At 64.2% G+C, this 20,363-nt stretch carries 21 protein-coding genes; 12 read left to right on the top strand and 9 right to left on the bottom strand.

The features are described 5' to 3' along the window. Positions 1-73: 73 nt before the first annotated feature. Entirely contained in the window at positions 74-427 is a 354-nt protein-coding gene (flgM, locus tag F757_RS0106445; RefSeq protein ID WP_027210692.1) for a flagellar biosynthesis anti-sigma factor FlgM, read from the bottom strand. Between the two features lie 153 nt (positions 428-580). Continuing rightward, a complete protein-coding gene (gene flgA, locus F757_RS0106450) occupies positions 581-2,206 on the bottom strand; it encodes a flagellar basal body P-ring formation chaperone FlgA (protein WP_027210693.1) in 1,626 nt (541 codons plus the stop codon). 215 nt (positions 2,207-2,421) lie between these two features. Between flgA and flgB the strand changes: the two genes are divergently transcribed. The 12 genes from flgB to flgL all read left to right on the top strand — a co-directional run bounded on the left by flgB (position 2,422) and on the right by flgL (position 14,864). Next, positions 2,422-2,913 carry a flagellar basal body rod protein FlgB gene (flgB, locus tag F757_RS0106455; protein WP_027210694.1) on the top strand — a complete coding sequence of 164 codons (492 nt, stop codon included), beginning with the start codon at positions 2,422-2,424 and terminating at the stop codon, positions 2,911-2,913. Positions 2,914-3,002: 89 nt separating this feature from the next. Continuing rightward, the gene (flgC, locus tag F757_RS0106460) at positions 3,003-3,428 is read left to right on the top strand and encodes a flagellar basal body rod protein FlgC (RefSeq protein ID WP_013340843.1); all 426 of its coding nucleotides are present in this window, start codon (positions 3,003-3,005) and stop codon (positions 3,426-3,428) included. 10 nt (positions 3,429-3,438) lie between these two features. Beyond that, complete coding sequence (gene flgD, locus F757_RS0106465; protein WP_027210695.1) at positions 3,439-4,161, top strand: flagellar hook assembly protein FlgD; 723 nt, start codon at positions 3,439-3,441, stop codon at positions 4,159-4,161. A gap of 43 nt (positions 4,162-4,204) precedes the next feature. Beyond that, complete coding sequence (locus tag F757_RS0106470; RefSeq protein WP_027210696.1) at positions 4,205-5,713, top strand: flagellar hook protein FlgE; 1,509 nt, start codon at positions 4,205-4,207, stop codon at positions 5,711-5,713. Between the two features lie 20 nt (positions 5,714-5,733). After that, complete coding sequence (gene flgF, locus F757_RS0106475) at positions 5,734-6,492, top strand: flagellar basal-body rod protein FlgF (RefSeq protein WP_027210697.1); 759 nt, start codon at positions 5,734-5,736, stop codon at positions 6,490-6,492. Positions 6,493-6,575: 83 nt separating this feature from the next. Continuing rightward, the gene (gene flgG, locus F757_RS0106480; protein WP_013340839.1) at positions 6,576-7,364 is read left to right on the top strand and encodes a flagellar basal-body rod protein FlgG; all 789 of its coding nucleotides are present in this window, start codon (positions 6,576-6,578) and stop codon (positions 7,362-7,364) included. Positions 7,365-7,401: 37 nt separating this feature from the next. Then, positions 7,402-8,100 (top strand): flagellar basal body L-ring protein FlgH, encoded by a 699-nt coding sequence (gene flgH, locus F757_RS0106485; RefSeq protein ID WP_027210698.1) that lies wholly within the window; start codon positions 7,402-7,404, stop codon positions 8,098-8,100. 2 nt (positions 8,101-8,102) lie between these two features. After that, entirely contained in the window at positions 8,103-9,284 is a 1,182-nt protein-coding gene (locus tag F757_RS0106490) for a flagellar basal body P-ring protein FlgI (RefSeq protein WP_027210699.1), read from the top strand. Between the two features lie 12 nt (positions 9,285-9,296). Beyond that, the gene (gene flgJ / locus F757_RS0106495; RefSeq protein ID WP_027210700.1) at positions 9,297-10,301 is read left to right on the top strand and encodes a flagellar assembly peptidoglycan hydrolase FlgJ; all 1,005 of its coding nucleotides are present in this window, start codon (positions 9,297-9,299) and stop codon (positions 10,299-10,301) included. Positions 10,302-10,682: 381 nt separating this feature from the next. Further along, positions 10,683-11,456: a flagellar brake protein gene (locus F757_RS0106500; RefSeq protein WP_198021351.1), complete on the top strand. Its 774-nt coding sequence runs from the start codon at positions 10,683-10,685 to the stop codon at positions 11,454-11,456. Positions 11,457-11,656: 200 nt separating this feature from the next. Continuing rightward, entirely contained in the window at positions 11,657-13,630 is a 1,974-nt protein-coding gene (gene flgK, locus F757_RS0106505) for a flagellar hook-associated protein FlgK (protein WP_027210702.1), read from the top strand. Between the two features lie 10 nt (positions 13,631-13,640). Continuing rightward, positions 13,641-14,864: a flagellar hook-associated protein FlgL gene (gene flgL, locus F757_RS0106510; RefSeq protein WP_027210703.1), complete on the top strand. Its 1,224-nt coding sequence runs from the start codon at positions 13,641-13,643 to the stop codon at positions 14,862-14,864. 126 nt (positions 14,865-14,990) lie between these two features. Here the strand turns inward: flgL and fliR are convergent, their stop codons facing one another. The 7 genes from fliR to fliL form a co-directional block, all read right to left on the bottom strand. Next, positions 14,991-15,773 (bottom strand): flagellar biosynthetic protein FliR, encoded by a 783-nt coding sequence (gene fliR / locus F757_RS0106515; RefSeq protein ID WP_027210704.1) that lies wholly within the window; start codon positions 15,771-15,773, stop codon positions 14,991-14,993. Positions 15,774-15,813: 40 nt separating this feature from the next. Continuing rightward, complete coding sequence (gene fliQ, locus F757_RS0106520) at positions 15,814-16,083, bottom strand: flagellar biosynthesis protein FliQ (RefSeq protein ID WP_013340831.1); 270 nt, start codon at positions 16,081-16,083, stop codon at positions 15,814-15,816. An 86-nt stretch (positions 16,084-16,169) separates the two neighbouring features. Continuing rightward, positions 16,170-17,003: a flagellar type III secretion system pore protein FliP gene (gene fliP, locus F757_RS0106525; protein WP_027210705.1), complete on the bottom strand. Its 834-nt coding sequence runs from the start codon at positions 17,001-17,003 to the stop codon at positions 16,170-16,172. Next, a complete protein-coding gene (gene fliO / locus F757_RS0106530; RefSeq protein WP_027210706.1) occupies positions 17,003-17,665 on the bottom strand; it encodes a flagellar biosynthetic protein FliO in 663 nt (220 codons plus the stop codon). Before fliO ends, fliP begins: the two co-directional genes overlap by 1 nt. Further along, a complete protein-coding gene (gene fliN / locus F757_RS0106535) occupies positions 17,662-18,129 on the bottom strand; it encodes a flagellar motor switch protein FliN (RefSeq protein WP_027210707.1) in 468 nt (155 codons plus the stop codon). The genes fliO and fliN overlap by 4 nt, the downstream gene beginning before the upstream one ends. Continuing rightward, positions 18,122-19,120, bottom strand: a complete 999-nt coding sequence (fliM, locus tag F757_RS0106540) for a flagellar motor switch protein FliM (RefSeq protein ID WP_013589920.1) — start codon at positions 19,118-19,120, stop codon at positions 18,122-18,124. The genes fliN and fliM overlap by 8 nt, the downstream gene beginning before the upstream one ends. 53 nt (positions 19,121-19,173) lie before the next feature. Next, positions 19,174-19,671 (bottom strand): flagellar basal body-associated protein FliL, encoded by a 498-nt coding sequence (gene fliL, locus F757_RS0106545; protein WP_027210708.1) that lies wholly within the window; start codon positions 19,669-19,671, stop codon positions 19,174-19,176. Positions 19,672-20,363: the final 692 nt, after the last annotated feature.

Consider the following 20,363-nt stretch of genomic DNA (forward strand, 5'->3'; position numbering starts at 1 on the left):
ACGGCTCGCGCTAGATACGCGAGCCGGGTCTGTCGAACGTCGCCCGGCCATTCACCGTACTTCGATGCGTCGATTAGTTGCCGGTCGACGAGGATTTGTTCTGCAACAACTCGCGTGCGGTGCTCAGCACGCCGTCGGCGATCTTGCCGGAGTCGATCGTTAGCGTGCCGTCCTTGATGGCCTGCTTGATCGACTCGACGTGCGCCGTGTCGATGTCGGCCGAGCCGGTCGCCGCGAGGCTGCGCAGATGCTGCGACAGACCCGACAGGCTGACGCTGGCGTCGCCCGAGCTGCTGGGAGTGGCTTGCGAGGCAGTGCCCGCGGTCTGCGCGCTGGTGTTCGCGGTCGCCGCGTCGCTTTGCTGCGAGCGGGACAGCGCGTCTTTCAACGTCGGCAGATTCGAATTGGTTTGAGAATCGACTTTCACGATTGGCTTCCTGAACGATTTGATTCTGATAACGGCAAGCGTCGATCAAAACTTTAGCGCAATCGCTACAGCTTTTTCCTTGTCTATCAAGACGATCCGGCCCTGATACGGGCGGCGCGACCCAGCTTCTGGCGACGCGCGGCGCGCTCACTTTCACAGTTGAATCTCCACCGTCGAGCCGTCCTTGACGATGCCTGAGATGATCTGGCCGTTGGCGGTCTTCACGCGAACCTGCTGGCCCGGCGACGCGTTGTTCATCGCGCTGCCTTCCGACGAAATCGCGAAGCCGTCGCCGGCGGCCACGACCTTCACCGTCTGCCCGATCGATACCGCCGACGCGCTTCTCAGCATATCGCGGCGCAGCGGCATGCCGGGGGAGACGCGCGTCAGCGTGAGCGAGCCGACCGCCTGCGACGGGTCCGTGACGATGGCCTGCGGCAAGCCGGTCAGATCGCCTTCGCGCGCAACCAGATCGGCGGCAGTGAGGACTTCGCCTGCCGACATGGCACGCGCCGCGAGGTAGTAGGTCGCGTGCAGCGAGATGCGCGCTTGCAGATAGATGGTCCACGGACGCTGTCCCGCGCAACGCACGCCGACGGTCACACGGCCCCACATGCGCGCGCCGCTCGGCATGAACGGCTCGAGCGTCATGCAGGCCGCGAGACCGCGCGGAAACGCGGGCGCGACGGTGATATCCACTTTGCCCGGCAAGCCCGCCGACTGCTGTTGCAGAAACGCCAGCGCAACCGCGCGGATGGCTTCCGGGTCTTGCTGGCCGGGCAGCGGAGCGGGCTGCGCCGGTGCCGTTGCCGCTGCACGCGGGTTCTGCTGGGCCACTGAGGCCGTGGGCGAGGCGGGCCGCGTCGCGGGCATGCGGGCGTTCGGCGCAGCGACCGCGCTGTTCGCCGAATTGGCTGGTGCGCTCGGGCGAGCCGCGATCGGTTTGCCGTCGGCGCCGATCTGCGGCGGCTCGCCGCGCGACGCGAGCGTGTCGAAGCTGTCTGGCACCAAAGCGCCCGCCGTCGCGGCCGAAGGGGCCGAAGCGCCCGCTCCCGCCGACCGGGACATGCCCGCCGCTGCGCGGCTTGCCACGCTCGACGCCGCATTGGCCGCCACCGGCTGGACGCCCGCGTTCTCGCGTGCGCCGTTGGATTGAGGCGCCGGGGTCACGACAACAGGCACGACGCGGCGTGCGGCCTGCGCAAGGTTGACGCGAGTCGAAGCGCCGACCGCGCTGGACGTATCCGCCGCGTTGGGAGCATCCGGGAGGTTGGCCGCATTCATCGCGCCAGTCCCCGCGCGCCCCGGCGCCGGAATGGTCACGACACCGTTCGGATCCGGCTTGAAGTTCGTGCGGATCATCTGCGGCGCGGCGGGCGTCTCGCCTGATCCCGCTATCACGATGGAACCGCTCACATTGGCGGCGCGAATGAACGGATCGTTCTCGCGCGTGGAAGCACCTCGCGTGAGCGACTGCGCGGTAGCGGCGGCGAGCGTGGCGGCCGAGCCGGTACGTTTCGCGGGCGCGCTCTGCATATGCTGGGCAAGTTCGGCAAGCGCCGCCGAATTCTGTTCGTTCGGCCCGGCAATCACGATAGGGCCGTCTGCCTCGCCGGCGTGCGCAGCTCCGGCGAAGAGCATGCAGCTGCCGCCAGCCGCGCAGACGCCAAGAGACGAGCTCAACACCAGGCGGACAGCGACCCGCCATGCCGCCGCACTCGTGCGATGCGCAACCGTGCGTTTCGCGCGGGGCGTCGGATCGGAAGTGGGCTGGTCCATCGGGTTCTCCATCGAATGCATTCGGTACGTCTTGCATTCTATTGAGCGCCCCCTTCGCGCAAACGTTGAATAGAAGCCCCCTTTCCCGGTTATTCGTCCGATTGCTGCTTGCGCCCCGCCCATAAGATGCTCCTCATGCAAAAAGGCCTTCCCGTCTGATGCAGTCCTCACGCGAGGCGCACGGGAAGCCTCGGGACCGTTCTCCGGAGATTCTTATGCTGGACAAACTCGATGCCGAATTCGCTTTTGGACGTGAGGCGCTCGATGTGCGCGCTTATCGCCAGGAGCTCCTGTCGTCGAATATCGCCAATGCCGACACGCCCGGCTACAAGGCACGCGACGTCGACTTCGCCTCGTCGCTCGCGGGCGCGCTGAAAAAGACCGGTGCGTCCGGCCACACGGCGTCCAACACCGCGACGCTCGCGATGGCCCAGCCGGCCGGCGTGACGAGCGGCATGTCGATGGCGGCGACGGCGCCGGGCCATCTGTCCGGCAAGTCGACCTTGCGCCCGGCAGGCGGCACCTCCGACGACTACGGCAATCTGCAATACCGCAATCCGACGCAACCGGCGCTCGACGGCAACACCGTCGACATCGACACCGAGCGCGTACAGTTCGCGGACAACACGTTGCACTTCGAATCGGGCATGACGGTGCTGTCGAGCCAGATCAAGACGATGTTGTCGGCGATCCAGTCGGGCTCGTAATAGCGACGCGGGCAACGCGCGGCGCATGAAAAAAACGCTACGGGAACTCACTTGATGCCGGCTCGAACCGGCACGAAAGGTCAGCAAACATGCCTTCTTTGATGAACATATTTGGTGTTGCAGGCTCCGCGATGTCCGCGCAGTCGCAACGGCTCAACGTGACGGCGTCGAACCTCGCCAACGCGGACAGCACCACCGGCCCGGACGGCCAGCCGTACAAGGCCAAGCAGGTCGTGTTCGCGGTCGCGCCGCTCGGCGGCGCGCGCACGGGCTCCGGCCAGCAGGTCGGCGGCGTGCAGGTCACCGGCGTGGTGGACGACCCGACGCCGATGAAAACCGCCTACGACCCAGGCAACCCGGCCGCCAACGCCGACGGCTACGTCACGCTGCCCAACGTCGACCCGGTGCAGGAAATGGTGAACATGATTTCGGCGTCGCGCTCGTATCAGGCCAACGTCGAAACGCTGAATACCGCCAAGACCCTGATGCTGAAAACGCTCACGATCGGAACCTGAGGAGAGCCCCTTGACCACTAGCACGACCATCGGCAACAACGGCACGACCGTGTCGCAAACGCTGCTCGACACGATGAACGGCACGAACAGCGCGTCGAGCTCGACCAGTTCGACGGCCAGCACGTCCGGCACCTCGGCGACCGATCTGCAGAACACCTTCCTGAGCCTGCTCGTGGCGCAGTTGAAGAACCAGGATCCGACCAACCCGATGGACAGCTCGCAGATGACTTCGCAGCTCGCCCAGATCAATACCGTGTCGGGCATCAGCCAGCTGAACACGACGTTGAGCTCGCTCGCCACGCAGATGTCGGCGGGCCAGCAGTCGCAAGCGGCGCTGCTGATCGGCTCGACGGTGCTCGCGCCGGGAAGCTCGGTCTCGGTCGCAAGCGGCAAGGCGGATGCGTTCGGCGTGCAGCTCGCCAACTCGGTGAGCGACCTGCAGGTCGTGGTGAAGAACTCGGCGGGCACGATCGTCAAGACGATCGATCTCGGCAAGCAGTCGGCCGGCACGATTCCGGTGGGCTGGACGCCGACCGACGCAGCCGGCAACGCGCTGCCCGACGGCAGCTACACGATCAGCGCGGTCGGCACGATCAACGGCCAGCAGGCCACGGCCACCACGCTCGCGAGCGCGACGGTGCAAAGCGTCGTCATGCAGAGCAACGGTACGCCGGGCCTCGTGTTGTCGAACGGCTCGACCGTCGCGTTGACCGGCGTGGCCGCCATCCTCTAATTCAGATTCAGTCAGTTACGACTTTCCAGACACGGAGACCGTCATGGGTTACCAACAAGGTTTGAGTGGTTTGTCCGCATCGTCGAGCGATCTCGACGTGATCGGCAACAACATCGCCAACGCGAATACGGTTGGCTTCAAGAGCGGCGCGGCGCAGTTCGCCGACATGTACGCGAATTCGGTGGCGACGGCGGTGGGCAACCAGGTCGGCATCGGCACGAAACTGTCCGAAGTGCAGCAGCAGTTCTCGCAAGGCACGATCACGAGCACGAACCAGGCGCTCGACGTCGCGATCAACGGCAACGGCTTCTTCCAACTGTCGAACAACGGCTCGCTCGTGTATTCGCGCAACGGCGTGTTCCAGCTCGACAAGAACGGCTTCATCACGAATGCACAAGGTCTGCAACTGATGGGCTACGCCGCGAACAGCTCCGGCATCATCAACACAGCGCAAACCGTGCCGTTGAGCGTGCCCACCGCGAACATCGCGCCGAAGGCGACCACCAACATCTCGGCCGGCCTGAACCTGAACGCGCAGGACCCGCTGATGCTCGGCACGCCGAGCGTCACGGCCAACGCCTCGAACACCGGCACGCTCACCACGCCTGGCGCGACCATCACCAACACTGCATCGGGCACGAACAACGACAACTACACCGTCACGTTCACCAGCGCGACCGCCTACACGGTGACCGACACGACGCTCGGCACCTCGACGACCGGCACCTACACGGCCGGCTCGCCGATCTCGCTCGGCAACGGCCAGACCGTCACGTTCAACGGCGTGCCCGCGACCGGCGACAGCTACGCGATCGCGCCCACGCCGGTGGCCTTCAACCAGAACAGCTCGTCGACGTATAACTACTCGACCAGCACGACCGTGTACGACACGCTCGGCGGCTCGCAGACGGTCAACATGTATTTCGCCAAGACCTCGGCCGGCACGTGGGACGTGTATGCGGGCGTGTCGACCGGCACGGCGACGCTGGTCGGCCACGCGAACTTCAATTCGTCGGGCACGCTGCTCGGCACGACCGACGCGTCGGGCACGGCAACCACCACGCCGTATGTCTTCAACTTCTCGGTACCCACCACGGACGGTTCGGCGACGCCGCAGGCTTTGACGCTGAACATTGGCGGCACCACGCAGTACGGCGGCAAGAACGGTGTGAATTCGCTGCAGCCCGACGGCTATGCGGCCGGCACGCTGACGAGCTTCACGATCGGCGCCGACGGCACGCTGACCGGCAATTATTCGAACCAGCAGACCGCGGCGCTCGGCCAGATCGCGCTCGCCAACTTCTCAAACCAGAACGGTCTCGTGAACCTCGGCAACAACGTGTTCCAGCAGACGTCGCAGTCGGGCGTCGCGCAGATCTCGGCGCCCGGCTCGACCAACCACGGCGTGCTGCAAGGCGGCGCGGTGGAGAACTCGAACGTCGATCTGACGAGCGAGCTGGTTGATCTGATCACCGCGCAACGCAACTATCAGGCGAACGCGCAGACGATCAAGACGCAGCAGACCGTCGACCAGACGCTCATCAACCTGTAAGCGAGCAGGACGGACCCATCATGGATCGGCTGATCTACACCGCGATGTCGGGCAGCACGCAAGCGCTCGAACAGCAGGCCATCGTTGCAAACAATCTGGCGAACGCGTCGACCACGGGCTTTCGCGCGCAGCTGGCGACGTTTCGCGCCGTGCCGATGTCGTTCGGCGACGGCAGTTCGATCAACGACAACACCACGCGCACCTTCGTGCTGTCGTCGACGCCGGGCGCGGACTACACGCCCGGCCCGATCCAGCAGACGGGCAATCCTCTGGATGTCGCCATCGAAGGGCCGGGCTGGCTCGCCGTGCAGACCGCCGACGGCGGCGAAGCCTACACGCGCGCCGGCAATCTGCATATCGACCAGAACGGCCAGCTGGTGAACGCCACCAACCAGGTGGTGCTCGGCAACGGCGGCCCGATGGCGGTGCCGCCGGGCGCGCAGATCACCATCGGCCGCGACGGCACCGTGACCGCGCTCACGCCGGGCGATCCGCCGACTGCCGTGGTGACGATCGATCAGCTCAAGCTGGTCAATCCCGATCCCCAAACGCTCACGCGCGGCGACGACGGCCTCTTCCGCACCGCCGACGGCAACCCTGCCGAGGTGGACCCGACGGTGGCGATCGCGCCGGCATCGCTGGAAGGAAGCAACGTGAATCCGGTCAGCGCGATGGTCGCGATGATCACCAACGCGCGCCAGTTCCAGATGCAGACCAAGCTGCTGGAAAGCGCCGACAAGAACGATCAGTCGGCAAACCAGTTGCTGAGTTTCAGCTAACGGGCCGTTCACGGGTCCGCAACCAGTTGCATGAGACCTGAGCGAGCGCAGAGCGCGAGCCCGGTCGACAGGAGAATAGATTTATGAACCGCTCACTCTACATTGCCGCTACCGGCATGAATGCGCAGCAGGCGCAGATGGACGTGATCTCGAACAACCTCGCGAACGTCAGCACGAATGGCTTCAAGGGCTCGCGCGCCGTGTTCGAAGATCTGCTGTACCAGACCGTCCGCCAGCCGGGCGCGAATTCGACGCAGAACACGGAGCTGCCCTCCGGCATTCAGCTCGGCACCGGCGTGCAGCAGGTTGCCACCGAGCGTCTGTACACGCAGGGCAACCTGCAGCAGACGGGCAACTCGAAAGACGTCGCCATCAACGGCCAGGGCTTTTTCCAGGTGCAGATGCCCGACGGCACGACCGCCTACACGCGTGACGGCTCGTTCCAGACCAACGCGCAAGGTCAGCTCGTCACGTCGAGCGGCTACCAGGTGATTCCTGCGATCACGGTGCCGAGCAACGCGACCTCGCTCACCATCGGCAGTGACGGCGCGGTGTCGATCAGCGTGGCGGGCTCGACCAACACGCAGCAGCTCGGCACGATGCAGCTCGCCACCTTCATCAACCCGGCCGGTCTCGACGCAAAGGGTGAAAACCTGTTCGCGGAAACCGCCTCGTCGGGCGCGCCCAATGTCGCGCAGCCTGGTCTGAACGGCGCGGGCACGCTGAATCAGGGCTACGTGGAAGCATCGAACGTGAACGTGGTGCAGGAACTGGTCAACATGATCCAGACGCAACGCGCTTACGAGATCAACAGCAAGGCCGTGACGACGTCCGACCAGATGCTGCAGACGCTCAGCCAGATGCAGATTTAACGCTGCAGTCAGCGGGAATTAACAGGCGGTAATCAAGATGTCGTACTTCACTCGTAATCCGGTCCATTCGCGCACTGCCGTCGCGCTCGCGCAGCTTGCGCTCGTCGCGGCGCTCGGCGGTTGCGGCCTCGTGCCGAAGCAGCCGATCACGCAACAGCCGATGACGGCGATGCCGCCTATGCCGCCGCAGGCGCAGGCGCCCGGCTCGATCTACAACCCGGGTTACGCAGGCCGGCCGTTGTTCGAAGACCAGCGCCCGCGCAATGTCGGCGACATCCTGACCATCGTGATCCAGGAAAACGTCAACGCGACCAAGTCGTCGGGCGCGGGCGTGAACCGCAACGGCACGACGAGCTTCGACGTGCCCACCGCCGGCTTTCTCGGCGGGCTGTTCGGCAAGGCGAACCTGAGCGCGAACGGTGCGAACAAGTTCACCGCGACGGGCGGCGCCAACGCGTCGAACACGTTCAACGGCACCATCACGGTGACAGTGACCGGCGTGCTGCCGAACGGCAACCTGATGGTCAGCGGCGAAAAACAGATGCTGATCAACCAGGGCAATGAATTCGTGCGCTTCTCAGGCATCGTGAATCCGAACACCATTTCGAACCTGAACGCGGTGTACTCCACCCAGGTGGCCGACGCGAAAATCGAATACTCCGCGAAGGGCTATGTCGACGAAGCGCAGAACCTCGGCTGGCTGCAACGCTTCTTCCTCAACGTGTCGCCGTGGTGATCATGGGTACTGCTTCTCTTCGCTTTCTCGCGCGCGCCGGCAACATCGGCCGGGCGCTCGCCCTCGTCGCGCTCGCGTGCGCGGCGCTGCCGGCGGCCACGCCTGCTCACGCGGAGCGTCTGAAAGACCTCGTACAGATCCAGGGCGTGCGTGACAATCCGCTGATCGGCTACGGCCTCGTCGTCGGTCTGGACGGCACGGGCGACCAGACCACGCAAACGCCGTTCACGACGCAGACGCTCGCCAACATGCTGGCGAACCTCGGCATCTCGATCAACAACCAGGCGGCCGGTTCGAGCAACTCGCAATCGTCGTTGTCGAACATCCAGTTGAAGAACGTCGCCGCGGTCATGGTGACGGCCGTACTGCCGCCGTTCGCGCGTCCGGGCGAACAGATCGACATTACCGTGTCGTCGCTCGGCAATGCGAAGAGCCTGCGCGGCGGCACCCTGCTGCTCACGCCGTTGAAGGGCGCGGACGGCCAGGTGTACGCACTCGGCCAGGGCAATCTCGCGGTGGGCGGCGCGGGCGCCAGCGCGAACGGCAGCAAGGTGCAGGTCAATACGCTGGCGGCGGGCCGCATTGCCGGCGGCGCGATCGTCGAGCGTGCCGTGCCGACCTCGGTGTCGCAAGGCGGCACGATGCAGTTGGACCTGAACGAGATGGACTACGACACGACGCAGCGCGTGGTGGCGGCAGTCAACAACGCATTCGGCAGCGGCACGGCCACGGCGCTCGACGGCCGCACGATCCAGTTGCGTGCGCCGAGCGATCCCGAGCAGCAGGTCGCGTTCATGGCGCAGTTGCAGAACCTCGACGTGAAGCCGGCGCAGGCCGCCGCGAAGGTGATTCTGAACGCGCGCACCGGCTCGATCGTGATGAACCAGATGGTCACGCTGCAGAACTGCGCGGTCGCGCACGGCAACCTCTCGGTGGTAATCAACACCCAGCCGGTAGTGAGCCAGCCGGGCCCGTTCTCGAACGGCCAGACGGTGGTGGCCAAGCAGTCGCAGATTCAGATGAAGCAGGACAACGGCGCACTGAAGATGGTGACGGCCGGCGCGAACCTCGCCGAAGTAGTGAAGGCGCTCAACGCCTTGGGGGCGACGCCCGCGGATCTCATGTCGATCCTGCAGGCGATGAAGGCGGCGGGCGCTCTGCGCGCCGACCTGGAAATCATCTAAGGAAGAGAAGAGATGAATTCGGATACGACCAATTCCGCCGCGGCGGCGAACGATCTGACCCAGCGCTTCGCGCTCGACGTGCAGGGTTTCGCGAAGCTGAGCGCGCAGGCGAAAGCGTCGCCGCAGGCCGGCATGAAGATGGCGGCGCAGCAGTTCGACGCCGTCTTCACGCAGATGATGCTAAAGAGCATGCGCGATGCGACGCCCCAGGACAGCCCGTTCGATTCGCACGACAGCGCGACCTTCACGTCGATGATGGATCAGCAGTTGTCGCAGCAGATGTCGCAAAAGGGCATTGGCGTCGCCGACGCGATGCTCAAGCAGTTGATGCGCAACCAGGGCATGCAGGTGAGCGGTGCCAACGGCGGCAGCGGCGCGGGCGGCCTCGTTGGCATGGCCAATGCGCTCGGCGGCGGCAGCGGCGGCGACGAAGGTCAGACCGCGGCGCTCAACGCGCTCGCCAAGGCTTATGGCAACGCGCAAGCCAACGGGCAACTGGCGACGGGCAAGGGCTATTCGGCCAACAGCGCGCTCACGCCGCCGCTGAAGGGCGACGGCAGCTCGCCGAAGGTCGACGCGTTCGTCGACAAGCTTGCAGCGCCTGCCCAGGCCGCCAGCGCCGCGACCGGCATTCCGGCGCGCTTCATTATCGGTCAGGCCGCACTGGAGTCGGGCTGGGGCAAGAGCGAGATCAAGAAGGCGGACGGCACCACGAGCCACAACGTGTTCGGCATCAAGGCGACCAAAGACTGGACCGGCAAAACGGTTTCCACGCTCACCACCGAATATGTGAACGGCAAGCCGCAACGCGTGGTGGAGAAATTCCGCGCGTACGATTCGTATCAGGAAGCCATGACCGATTACGCAAGCCTGCTCAAGGGCAATCCGCGTTACGCGCAGGTAATCAATTCGGCACATGACGTAAAGGGTTTCGCCACGGGCATGCAGCGCGCCGGTTATGCGACGGATCCGCATTACGCGAAAAAACTGATGTCGATTATGAGCAAGATGGGTTGAAACACCGCAACCATGCACGCGACGGGGCCAGGTGCATGACAAGACGGACGAAGCCGGCTGCCGACAGCGGCCGGCTTACCCGCGAAACTCATCTGCAGAAACCGGCGCGTTGAAAATGCGCGTTACGATTTACCCACGCGTTATCAGCACGTTATAGCCGCGTTATCCGGCTTTTAACGTTTGCGCGGTGCAATGCCAAATAATTCATTGGGCGCCCCTAAATTTTAGCGGGATACTGCCGCTAATCCGTTAGAGCCCATACCGGAAGCGTTTATCTCCGGTTGAATGCGCGTGCCACGGTCTGCATGGAAAAAAGACCGCGTGAAAGCCCCGGCAGGAGCTCTGGCACGTGCCCGCAAGAACATGCATACCGGCAAGCCCATGGAAACCAATCAGTCGAACGGCCAGACCGACACGCCGATCCAGCCGCACGTTTCGTCAGACGACAGCGCTCACGATTTCGGCCGGCGCAATCCGCTGGAGATCGGCGTGCAGTTGCGCAATCTCGTCAATCGGGGCGATTTCCTCACCGTTCAGTATCCGGGAGGGCAGCTCGTCACGCGTCTGCTCGACGTCGACGTGCGCGCGCGCACTTTCACCTTCGACTGGGGTGCGTTATCCGAGCAGAACCGCGGCCTGCTGGCTGCGGCGGGCTGCCAGTTCCACGCGGCGCCGGAGGGCGTGCGCGTGGAGTTCGCCACGGGCACGCCGCGCGAAACGCGCTTCGAGGGACTGCCCGCATTCGAAGCCGACTTTCCGCCCGTGCTGTTCTACGTCCAGCGCCGCGAGTATTTTCGCGTCGACGCACCCATTCTCGATCCCTATACGTGCAGCGGACGTCTGCCGGAAGGCGATTCGTTCCGCTTCGAAGTGCACGACCTGTCGCTTGGCGGCGTGGGCATGCGCACGTCCGACGAACGTGTGGCGGAACTGCCCATGGGCACGCGTCTGGACGATTGCGAACTGTCGCTTGGCCGGCTGGGCCGCCTGTCGCTCGATCTGCAGCTGGTGTCGCATCGCTCGCTCGCGCTGCCGAACGGCACGCAGCGTTATCAACTCGGCTTCCGTTTCCTGACGCTGCCGGGTAGCGCGGAAAACACGCTGCAGCGTCTCATCACGCAACTGGAAATGAAGCGCCGTTCTCTCGTTCGCTAACGGACGGGCGCAGCGGGCGCAATGCGCCGGCAGCGCGGCAGCGGACTGTCTTCGCATGCCCGCCGCGCCGGCCTCGCAAACGTTGGATCGAAGTTTTGCAAGCGTCGCGAATGGCCTCAATTTTCCGTCGCGAAAGCCGTTAAACAGAAAGTTCAAGTAACGCGGCGGCATGTGTATGGTGTCGCCCTTCAGGATGACGCATGTCCAATCTCATCAATCTTGGTCTCAGTGGACTGAACGCAGCCCAGTGGGGACTCACGACGACCGGCCAGAACCTCAGCAACGCGTCGACGCCCGGCTATACGATCGAAACGCCCGTCTACGCGGAAGCCGGCGGGCAGTACACCGGTTCGGGCTATCTGCCGCAGGGCGTCTCGACGGTCACCGTCACGCGTCAGTACAGCCAGTACCTGACGACGCAGCTCAATGACGCGCAGTCATCGAGCAGCTCGCTCGCCACCTACAACTCGTTGATCTCGCAACTGAACAATCTGATCGGCAGCCCGACTGCCGGCATTGCCAGCGCCATCACGAGTTATTTCACGGGCATGCAGAACGTCTCGAACAATGCTTCGAGCCTCGCCACGCGCCAGACGGCGATGAGCGGCGCGCAGACGCTCGCGAACCAGCTCAACGCCGCCGGCCAGCAATACGACGCGCTGCGCCAAAGCGTCAACACGCAATTGAGCAACACCGTTTCGCAGATCAACAGCTACACGCAGCAGATCGCGCAGCTGAATGGCCAGGTCAGCGCCGCCAGCACGCAAGGCCAGCCGCCGAACCAGTTGCTGGATCAGCGCGACCTCGCCGTGTCGAATCTGTCGAAACTGATCGGCGTGCAGGTCGTCAATAGCAACGGCGCCTACAGCGTGTTCATGAGCAACGGCCAGCCGCTCGTGTCGGGTGGCAACAGTTTCAACCTGGGCACCGCGCCTTCCACGGGCGACTCCAGCGAACTCTCCGTGCAGTACCTGGGGCAGGCCGGCGCGAATCCGGCAGCGGCGCCGCAGGACTTGCCCGATAGCAAGATCGAGGGCGGCACGCTCGGTGGACTCGTCGCGTTCCGCAGCCAGACGCTCGACCCGGCAGAGGCGCAGCTCGGCGCGATTGCCGTCAGCTTCGCCTCGCAGGTCAACGCGCAGAACGCGCTCGGCATCACGCTCGCGGGCGTGCAGGGCGGCGCGCTGTTCTCGGTGGGCAGCCCCACGGTGTATGCGAACACCCAGAACACCGGCAATGCGTCGCTCAGCGTGTCGTTCGCCGACGCCACCCAGCCGACTACCGGCGACTATACGCTCGCCTACAACGGCAGCAGCTACACGCTGACCGACAATTCGACGGGCACGGTGGTGGGCTCCGCGAGCAACCTGAGCCAGCCGATCAACGGCCTGAACTTCTCGACGACGGGCACCATGAATGCCGGCGACTCGTTCACGGTCGAGCCGACGCGTGGCGCGCTGAACAGCTTCGCAACCGCCACCACGGACGCCGCGGCAATCGCCGCCGCGTCGCCGGTACTGGGCGCGGCCGCGTCCACCAACACGGGCACTGGAGCGATTTCGTCGGGCACCGTGACGGCCGGCTACACGATGCCCAGCTCGACCACCACGCTGACCTACGACGGCACCGGCCTGACCGGCTTTCCGGTCGGCTCCACGGTGACCGTGGCCGGTTCGCCCGCGACCACGTATCCGATCACGAGCGCGACGACCGTCGTGCCGTATTCGTCGAGCACCGGCGCGAGCCTGACGATCAACAACACGACCGCCGGCCAGATGAACAACGTGTCGGTGACCATCAGCGGCGTGCCCGCTGCTGGCGACAAGTTCACCATCGGCCCGAACACCGGTGCGAACAACGACGGCCGCAACGCGCTTGCGCTGTCGAACCTGTCCACGGCCAAGTCGATGAACGGCGGCACGGTCACGCTGACGGGCGCGTATGCGAACTACGTCAACGACGTCGGCAACCAGACCAATCAGATTCAGACCTCGAGCACGGCACAGGCTTCGCTGGTGACGCAGATCACCACCGCGCAGCAGTCGGTCTCGGGCGTCAACATCAACGAAGAAGCAGCCAATCTGCTTCAGTATCAGCAGCTCTATCAGGCGAACAGCAAGGTGATCCAGACCGCGCAGACCCTGTTCCAGACGCTGCTTGGCATCTTCCAGTGAGGCGTTGAACATGCGCATCTCAAGCACGCAGTACTTCACCATGAACGTGGCGACGATGAGCGATCAGCAGGCTCAGTTGTCGCAGCTTTACGCGCAGATTTCGAGCGGCGTGAGCCTTTCCACGCCGTCGGACAATCCGCTCGGCGCGGCACAGGCCGTGCAGCTGAGCTCCACCGCGACGAGCCTCGCCCAGTACACGAGCAATCAGAACACCGCGCTCGCGTCGCTGCAGCTCGAGGATTCCACGCTCGGCAGCGTCAACAACGTGCTGCAAAGCATCCACACGCTCGTGCTGCGCGCGGGCGACGGCTCGCTGAACAACGGCGACCGCGGCTCCATCGCAACCGAACTGCAAAGCCTGCGCAGCCAGTTGATGACGCTCGCCAATGCGACGGATCCGCAAGGCAACTACCTGTTCGCGGGTTATCAGAGCAGCGCGCAGCCGTACAACACGAATTCGGCCGGCGTGGTCACGTATTCCGGCGACACGGGGACGCCCGCCGTGCAGATCACCAACTCGCACGTCGTGCAGACCGGCGACAACGGCACGTCGATTTTCGGCAGCGTGGCGCCTATCGGCACGAGCGCGGTGCCGGCCGCAACCGCGGGCAACACGGGCACGGGCGTCATCAGCACGGTGAGCCTGAATAATCCGACCGACCCGACCAACGCGGACACGTACTCGATCAACTTCACGTCGTCGACGACCTATACCGTGAGCCAGACCGATCCGGCGACGGGCACGGTCACGACAAGCGGACCGCAAGCATTCACCGCGGGCTCGGCGATCACGCTCGGCGGCCAGTCGGTGTCGATCAGCGGCGCGCCGAACGCAGGCGACAGCTTCTCGGTGACGCCCGCCACGCAGGGCAGCATGGATGTGTTCGCGAACCTGAGCCAGTTGATCAGCACGCTGCAATCGCCGATCTCGGGCGGTGCGTCGACGGCCAGCTTCCAGAGCGCGCTCGTCACCAGCATGACGCAGCTCGAAAACACGATGAACAATGTCGTGACCGCGCAGGCGACAGTAGGCGGCCGCCAGCAGGAGATCAAGGCGTTGCAGACGGTCACCCAGACGAACACGCTGCAAACCGCGAACGACCTGTCGGACCTGACGCAAACCGACATAATCAAGACCGTCGGTAAATACACGTTGGCACAGAACGCATTGCAAGCGGCACAGCAAGCGTTCGTGAAGATTCAGAACATGTCGCTGTTTCAGTACCTCAGCTGATTGCGCGAGCGGCTTGCCGCTCCATGAACAAAGGGCGGAAACCGGTGTGAGCCGGTTCCGCCCTTTGTGTTTTTCCAGCGTGCCGGTGCCGGCGTGTTACCGGGCCGAGGTTCGGCTAAAAAGCCCTTATCTGAAGCCGAGCGCAACGCGTCCCATCTGGTCGATGCCCACCGTGAACAGACGCGCGAAGAACGGAATCATGTTCGGGATCATCAGTTGCAGAAGCAACAAGCCGATCAGCATGGTGAGCGGAAAGCCGATCTGGAACACGCCGATCTGCGGCGCCGCGCGGTTCAGAATGCCGAGCGCGAGGTTGGTGATGAGCAGCGCGGCGACCACGGGCAGGGACAGCAGCAGTCCCGCCGAGAAAATCGTGCTGCCGAAGCTGGCGAGTGTGCGCCAGCCAGGCGCGCCGAGAATGTTGGCCGAAACAGGCAGCGAGTTGAATGACGCGAGCAGCGCGCTGATCATCTGCAGATGACCGTCGATCACGAGAAACACCAGCATCGCGATCGTGTACATGTAGCTCGACAACACCTGGCTGGAACTACTCGCCTGTGCGTCGAAGAAGGTCGCGAAGCCGAGGCCCATGCCGAGGCCGACGAAGTCGCCCGTCGCGCTGATGGCCTGAAACACGATCTGCATGGTCATGCCGAGCGCCACGCCGATCAGGAACTGGTTGACGATGATCCACACGCCCTCGGCGGAAAACACTGTGACTTGCGGCAGCGCGCCGAGCGTCGGCGCGACGATGATCGTCACGAAGGCCGCGAGGCCTATTTTCACGCGCAGCGGCAGCGAGCGGTTGCCGAGCACCGGCGCGGTCGCCACCAACGCCAGAATCCGCACGAACGGCCACAGAAACGCGGTGAGCCAGGCGTTCAGTTGCGCATACGTGACGGAAAACATGGCGGCGGCTAGGCTCGTTGGGAGAAGAAAAGCGCGGCGCTCAGTTGACGAGCGTCGGAATATTGGTGAGCGTCTGGCGCAGATAGTCGAGCATGGTGGTGAGCATCCACGGACCGGCGATCACCATGGTGACCGCGATTGCCAGCAGCTTCGGAATGAACGACAGCGTCGATTCATTGATCTGCGTGGCGGCCTGAAAAAGGCTCACCACCAGACCGACCACCAGCGCGACGAGCAGAAGCGGCGCGGCAAGCAGCAGGCCCACATACATGGCCTGGTGCGCGAGTGTCATGACGGATTCTGAATTCATGGCGATTCAACCAGAAGCGTGAAGAATGTGAAGCACGTGAGCGAGAACGCGCGCGGGCGAGCGGTGCGCGGCGCCGCGCGTCGCGTTCAGACAAAACTTTGCGCGAGCGAACCGAGCAGCAACTGCCAGCCGTCGACGAGCACGAACAGCATCAGCTTGAACGGCAGCGAGATCGTTGCGGGCGAAACCATCATCATGCCCATCGACATCAGCACGCTCGCCACCACCATGTCGATGATGAGAAACGGAATGAAGATCGTGAAGCCGATCTGGAAGCCCGTCTTCAGCTCGCTCGTGACGAACGACGGCACCAGCAGCGACAGCGGCACGTCTTCCGGACCCTGCATCGGCGCGGCATGCGAGATGCGCGCGAATAATGCGAGGTCGCTTTCGCGCGTCTGGCGCAGCATGAACGTCTTGAAGGGGGCGAGGCCGCGGCTCACCGCCGTTTCCATTGGCACCGTGCCTTCGGAGAAGGGCTTGTAGCCGTCCGTGTACGCCTTGTCGAGCACTGGCGACATCACGAACAGCGTGAGAAAGAGCGCAAGACCCACCAGCACCTGGTTAGGCGGCGTGGTCGTCGTGCCGAGCGCCTGACGCAGCAGCGACAACACGATGATGATGCGCGTGAAGCTCGTCATCATCAGCACCATGGCCGGCAGGAACGACAGCATCGTGAGCAGCAGCATCGTCTGCACGCTCAGCGAATACGTGGTGCCGCCGTTCGGGCCCGGGCTCGTGTTGAAGGCCGGCAAACCGGCGGTTTGCGCGAAAGAGAGCGTCGGCAGCGCGAGCATCAGCGCGGGCAATACAACCGAGGCGATGGGCGCGGCGCGGCGCACGCCGCGCAAGACTGTAGAGACGGTCCGCGAGCGGCGGGTGGAATGCGCGCCATGCGCCGAGTGAAGACTGAACTGCATTACCGAACCCCGTTGCCTTGCCCGTTGAAACGTTTGCTCACTTCGCCCTTCAGGGCGTCGCGAAAGCGCTGGCCGAAGCTGCCGGACAATGTGCCGCCGCTCGTGCCGCTCGTGCCGCTCGTGCCGCTCGTGCTGCCGGTGCCGCTCGTGCCGCCGAAGTTGCCTGCGCCGGGCAAGCCGCCTTGCGTCTGGCCCACCGTTTCGATGGCCACCGAGCCGGCCGGCATCGAATGAAGCAGACGCACGTTGCCGGGCGCCGCCCCGAGTACGAGCCACGTATCGCCGATCTCGACCACCGCGACGCGCTCCTTGCCGCCGAGCGACGCACCGCCGACCGTTTTCACGAGCCCGCTGCGGCTGCCCGGCTGCAAGCCGAAGCGGCGCGCGAGCCACGCACAGCCGAACACCAGGCCGATCACGACGACGAGCCCGACGATGGTCTGCAACACCGCGCCGATACCCAACGCGGGAACCGCGCTGCCGGCACCGACGTTCGAGGCCATCTTCGCTGCGTTGTTGACGGCGTTCATGTCGGCCGCATGAGCGGCGAGCGGTGCGCTGAGCGCGTAGCACAGCGCCGTCGCGGACAGCACCGCGCACGCCGCGCGGGAACGGGCATGACGCGACGCTGCGAGCACGGCGCGGCTAACTGCGGGTTTCATCGATTCAACTTCCGGATACGTTCGGACGGCGTGATGATGTCCGTGAGGCGAATACCGAACTTGTCGTTCACCACCACGACCTCACCCTGCGCGATCAGGCAGCCGTTGACGAGCACGTCCATCGGCTCGCCGGCCATGCCGTCCAGTTCCACTACCGAACCCTGCGCAAGTTGCAGCAGGTTGCGGATCGCGAGCTTGGTGCGGCCCAACTCGACAGTCATCTGGACCGGAATGTCCAGAATCATGTCGATGTCGTTGCGCGTCGTAGTCGGCGCGACTTTCGACAGCGGCTGGAACACGCCGGCCGTGCTCGCGCTGATCTCGCTGCTGTTGTCGTTCTGCTCGGCGAGCGCGCTTGCCCAGTCGGCGAGCGCCGCTTCGTCTTCGGCGCTCGCCGCGTCGGCGGCAACCTGCGCCGCGGCGGAGCTCAGCTCTTCCTCGGGCTTTGCGTTCAGATCACTCATATCCACCTTCCTTCATCGTGTCGGCTGCGCTGATCATCTTCTGCACGCGCAACGCGTATTGACCATTGAAAATTCCGTAGCCGCATTCCATCACCGGCACACCGTCGACTTTTGCGGTGATCTGCTCGGGAATGTTGATCGGCAGAACATCGCCTTTGCGCATGTTCAGAATCTGTTCGAACGTGATCGGCACTTGCGCGAGGTCGGCCGTCAGTTCGACTTCAGCCGCCTGCACCTGCTGCGACAGCACGCGGACCCAGCGGCGGTCCACTTCGAGCGCCTCGCCCTGGATCGGCGAGGACAGGATGTCGCGAATCGGCTCGATCATCGAATACGGCATGCAGATGTGCAGCGTGCCGCCCGTCGTGCCGAACTCGATCGAGAACTGCGTGACGATGACAATTTCGTTCGGCGTCGCCACGTTGGCGAACTGCGTGTGCATTTCCGAGCGCATGTATTCGAATTGCAGCGGACGCACGCTTTTCCACGAGGCCGCGTAATGTTCGAACGTCAGGTTCAGCAGCTTCATGATGATGCGCTGCTCGGTCTGCGTGAAATCGCGTCCTTCGACACGCGTATGAAAACGCCCGTCGCCGCCGAACAGGTTGTCGACCACGAAGAACACCAGGTTCGGGTCGAACACGAACAGCGACGTGCCGCGCAACGGCTTGACATGGACCAGATTCAGATTGGTCGGAATCGGCAGGTTGCGGGTGAACTCGCTGTACTTCTGCACCTTCACCGGACCGACGGAGATTTCCGCCGAACGCCGCATGAAGTTGAAGATGCCCACGCGCAACAGGCGTGCGAAGCGGTCGTTGATGATTTCGAGGCCGGGCATCCGGCCCCGGACGATGCGTTCCTGCGTCGCGATGTTGTAGGGACGTACGCCTACACGTTCGCTTTGCTCGGCTTCCGAGTCGGACTCGCCGGTTACGCCCTTGAGGAGGGCATCGACCTCCTCCTGGGACATGAACTCTTCGTGGCCCATTTCTTATTCCTCGTGCATACCGTGGCGATGGATGAGGGCAGTGCGCAACCGCGTCACTGCACGACGAATTCGGTGAACAGCACGTCCTGGACGTGGATCGGCGCGGCGCCCTTGTCGGTCGGCTGCTCGATCAGCGTGCGCAGCTCGGTGGCGAGTGCGCGCTTGCCGTCCAGCGGCGCGAGTTCATCGGGATGATGGTTCGACAGCGCGAGCAGGATGCGGCTACGGATTTCCGGCATGTGTTCGGTCAATTCCTGCTGCGTTTTCGGATCGGTAAGCTTGAGCGTGAGGCCGATGCGCAGGAAGTGCTGCTGGCCGTCATCCGATTGCAGGTTGACCGTCATCGAGTCGAGCGGGAAGAACGTGGGCGCCGGAGCGGGGGCGGGCGTTGCCGCCGCCGTGGCGGCCGGGGCGCGCTTCGACATGAAGAACCACACGCCCGCGCCCGCGGCGCCGGCGGCGACGATGGCGATGAGTGCGATCAGGATGATGCGCTTCATGGGGCCCGGCGATGCGGGCGCGGCTTGCTGATTTGCGGGAGTGGTAGCCATGAGGGTTTGCTGTGCTTGCCGTTAGTGCTGGTGATAGTGATTGTTGTTGATTTGCCTGCGGCGCGATGGGTCGAACAGAAGGGTTAATGCGGGCTATCTCTGGTTTTTGGGCCTGCCGGCGGTGCTTGTGGTTTTTGTTCTTTTCTGGGTCGGCTTTTTGGCGTGAACCCTTGGCCTTTCCTTGAATTCGCGGTGGTCTATTGGCGTTGCCCCTGTGCGGGGCGGCACCTACTTTCTTTGCGGCCGCAAAGAAAGTAGGCAAAGAAAGCGGGCTCAAACCGCCAGCTCATAAGTGGGTCCCCCGGCTCGCAGATGGCAGTGGTGCATCTGGAATCTGTGTTCCCGCACATTCGGCGCAAGTGACAAGGCAGTCATACTTCCCGCCTCGCACTACGTGCTCGCCGGAAGGGGCGGGCCTAAAACCGGGAGCTCGACACGGCGGGAACAGCAAAGACCCGGCGTCGCGAAACATGCGACGGTTGGGAGAACGACCGCTGCGGCGCGCGGAGTGTCGCCGGAAGAATGACTGCCTTGTCACCGAGGCGGAGTGCGCGGGAACACAGATTCCAGATGCACCACTGCCCCGTCCAAGCCGAGGGACCCACTTATGAGCTGGCGGTTTGAGCCCGCTTTCTTTGCTTACTTTCTTTGCGGCGGCAAAGAAAGTAAGTGCCGCCCCGCACAGGGGCAAC

The organism is Burkholderia sp. WSM2232 (assembly GCF_000472545.1).
GTDB lineage: Bacteria > Pseudomonadota > Gammaproteobacteria > Burkholderiales > Burkholderiaceae > Paraburkholderia.

Coding starts and splice junctions, on each gene's coding strand:
- flgB (WP_027210694.1), top strand. CDS start 2,422: ATGCTGGACAAACTCGATGCCGAATTCGCTTTTGGACGTGAGGCGCTC.
- flgF (WP_027210697.1), top strand. CDS start 5,734: ATGGATCGGCTGATCTACACCGCGATGTCGGGCAGCACGCAAGCGCTC.
- flgG (WP_013340839.1), top strand. CDS start 6,576: ATGAACCGCTCACTCTACATTGCCGCTACCGGCATGAATGCGCAGCAG.
- fliL (WP_027210708.1), bottom strand. CDS start 19,671: ATGGCTACCACTCCCGCAAATCAGCAAGCCGCGCCCGCATCGCCGGGC.
- flgL (WP_027210703.1), top strand. CDS start 13,641: ATGCGCATCTCAAGCACGCAGTACTTCACCATGAACGTGGCGACGATG.
- fliN (WP_027210707.1), bottom strand. CDS start 18,129: ATGAGTGATCTGAACGCAAAGCCCGAGGAAGAGCTGAGCTCCGCCGCG.
- fliM (WP_013589920.1), bottom strand. CDS start 19,120: ATGGGCCACGAAGAGTTCATGTCCCAGGAGGAGGTCGATGCCCTCCTC.
- F757_RS0106500 (WP_198021351.1), top strand. CDS start 10,683: ATGGAAACCAATCAGTCGAACGGCCAGACCGACACGCCGATCCAGCCG.
- F757_RS0106490 (WP_027210699.1), top strand. CDS start 8,103: ATGGGTACTGCTTCTCTTCGCTTTCTCGCGCGCGCCGGCAACATCGGC.
- flgA (WP_027210693.1), bottom strand. CDS start 2,206: ATGGACCAGCCCACTTCCGATCCGACGCCCCGCGCGAAACGCACGGTT.
- flgJ (WP_027210700.1), top strand. CDS start 9,297: ATGAATTCGGATACGACCAATTCCGCCGCGGCGGCGAACGATCTGACC.
- fliO (WP_027210706.1), bottom strand. CDS start 17,665: ATGAAACCCGCAGTTAGCCGCGCCGTGCTCGCAGCGTCGCGTCATGCC.
- fliQ (WP_013340831.1), bottom strand. CDS start 16,083: ATGAATTCAGAATCCGTCATGACACTCGCGCACCAGGCCATGTATGTG.
- flgH (WP_027210698.1), top strand. CDS start 7,402: ATGTCGTACTTCACTCGTAATCCGGTCCATTCGCGCACTGCCGTCGCG.
- flgK (WP_027210702.1), top strand. CDS start 11,657: ATGTCCAATCTCATCAATCTTGGTCTCAGTGGACTGAACGCAGCCCAG.
- fliP (WP_027210705.1), bottom strand. CDS start 17,003: ATGCAGTTCAGTCTTCACTCGGCGCATGGCGCGCATTCCACCCGCCGC.
- flgC (WP_013340843.1), top strand. CDS start 3,003: ATGCCTTCTTTGATGAACATATTTGGTGTTGCAGGCTCCGCGATGTCC.
- fliR (WP_027210704.1), bottom strand. CDS start 15,773: ATGTTTTCCGTCACGTATGCGCAACTGAACGCCTGGCTCACCGCGTTT.
- F757_RS0106470 (WP_027210696.1), top strand. CDS start 4,205: ATGGGTTACCAACAAGGTTTGAGTGGTTTGTCCGCATCGTCGAGCGAT.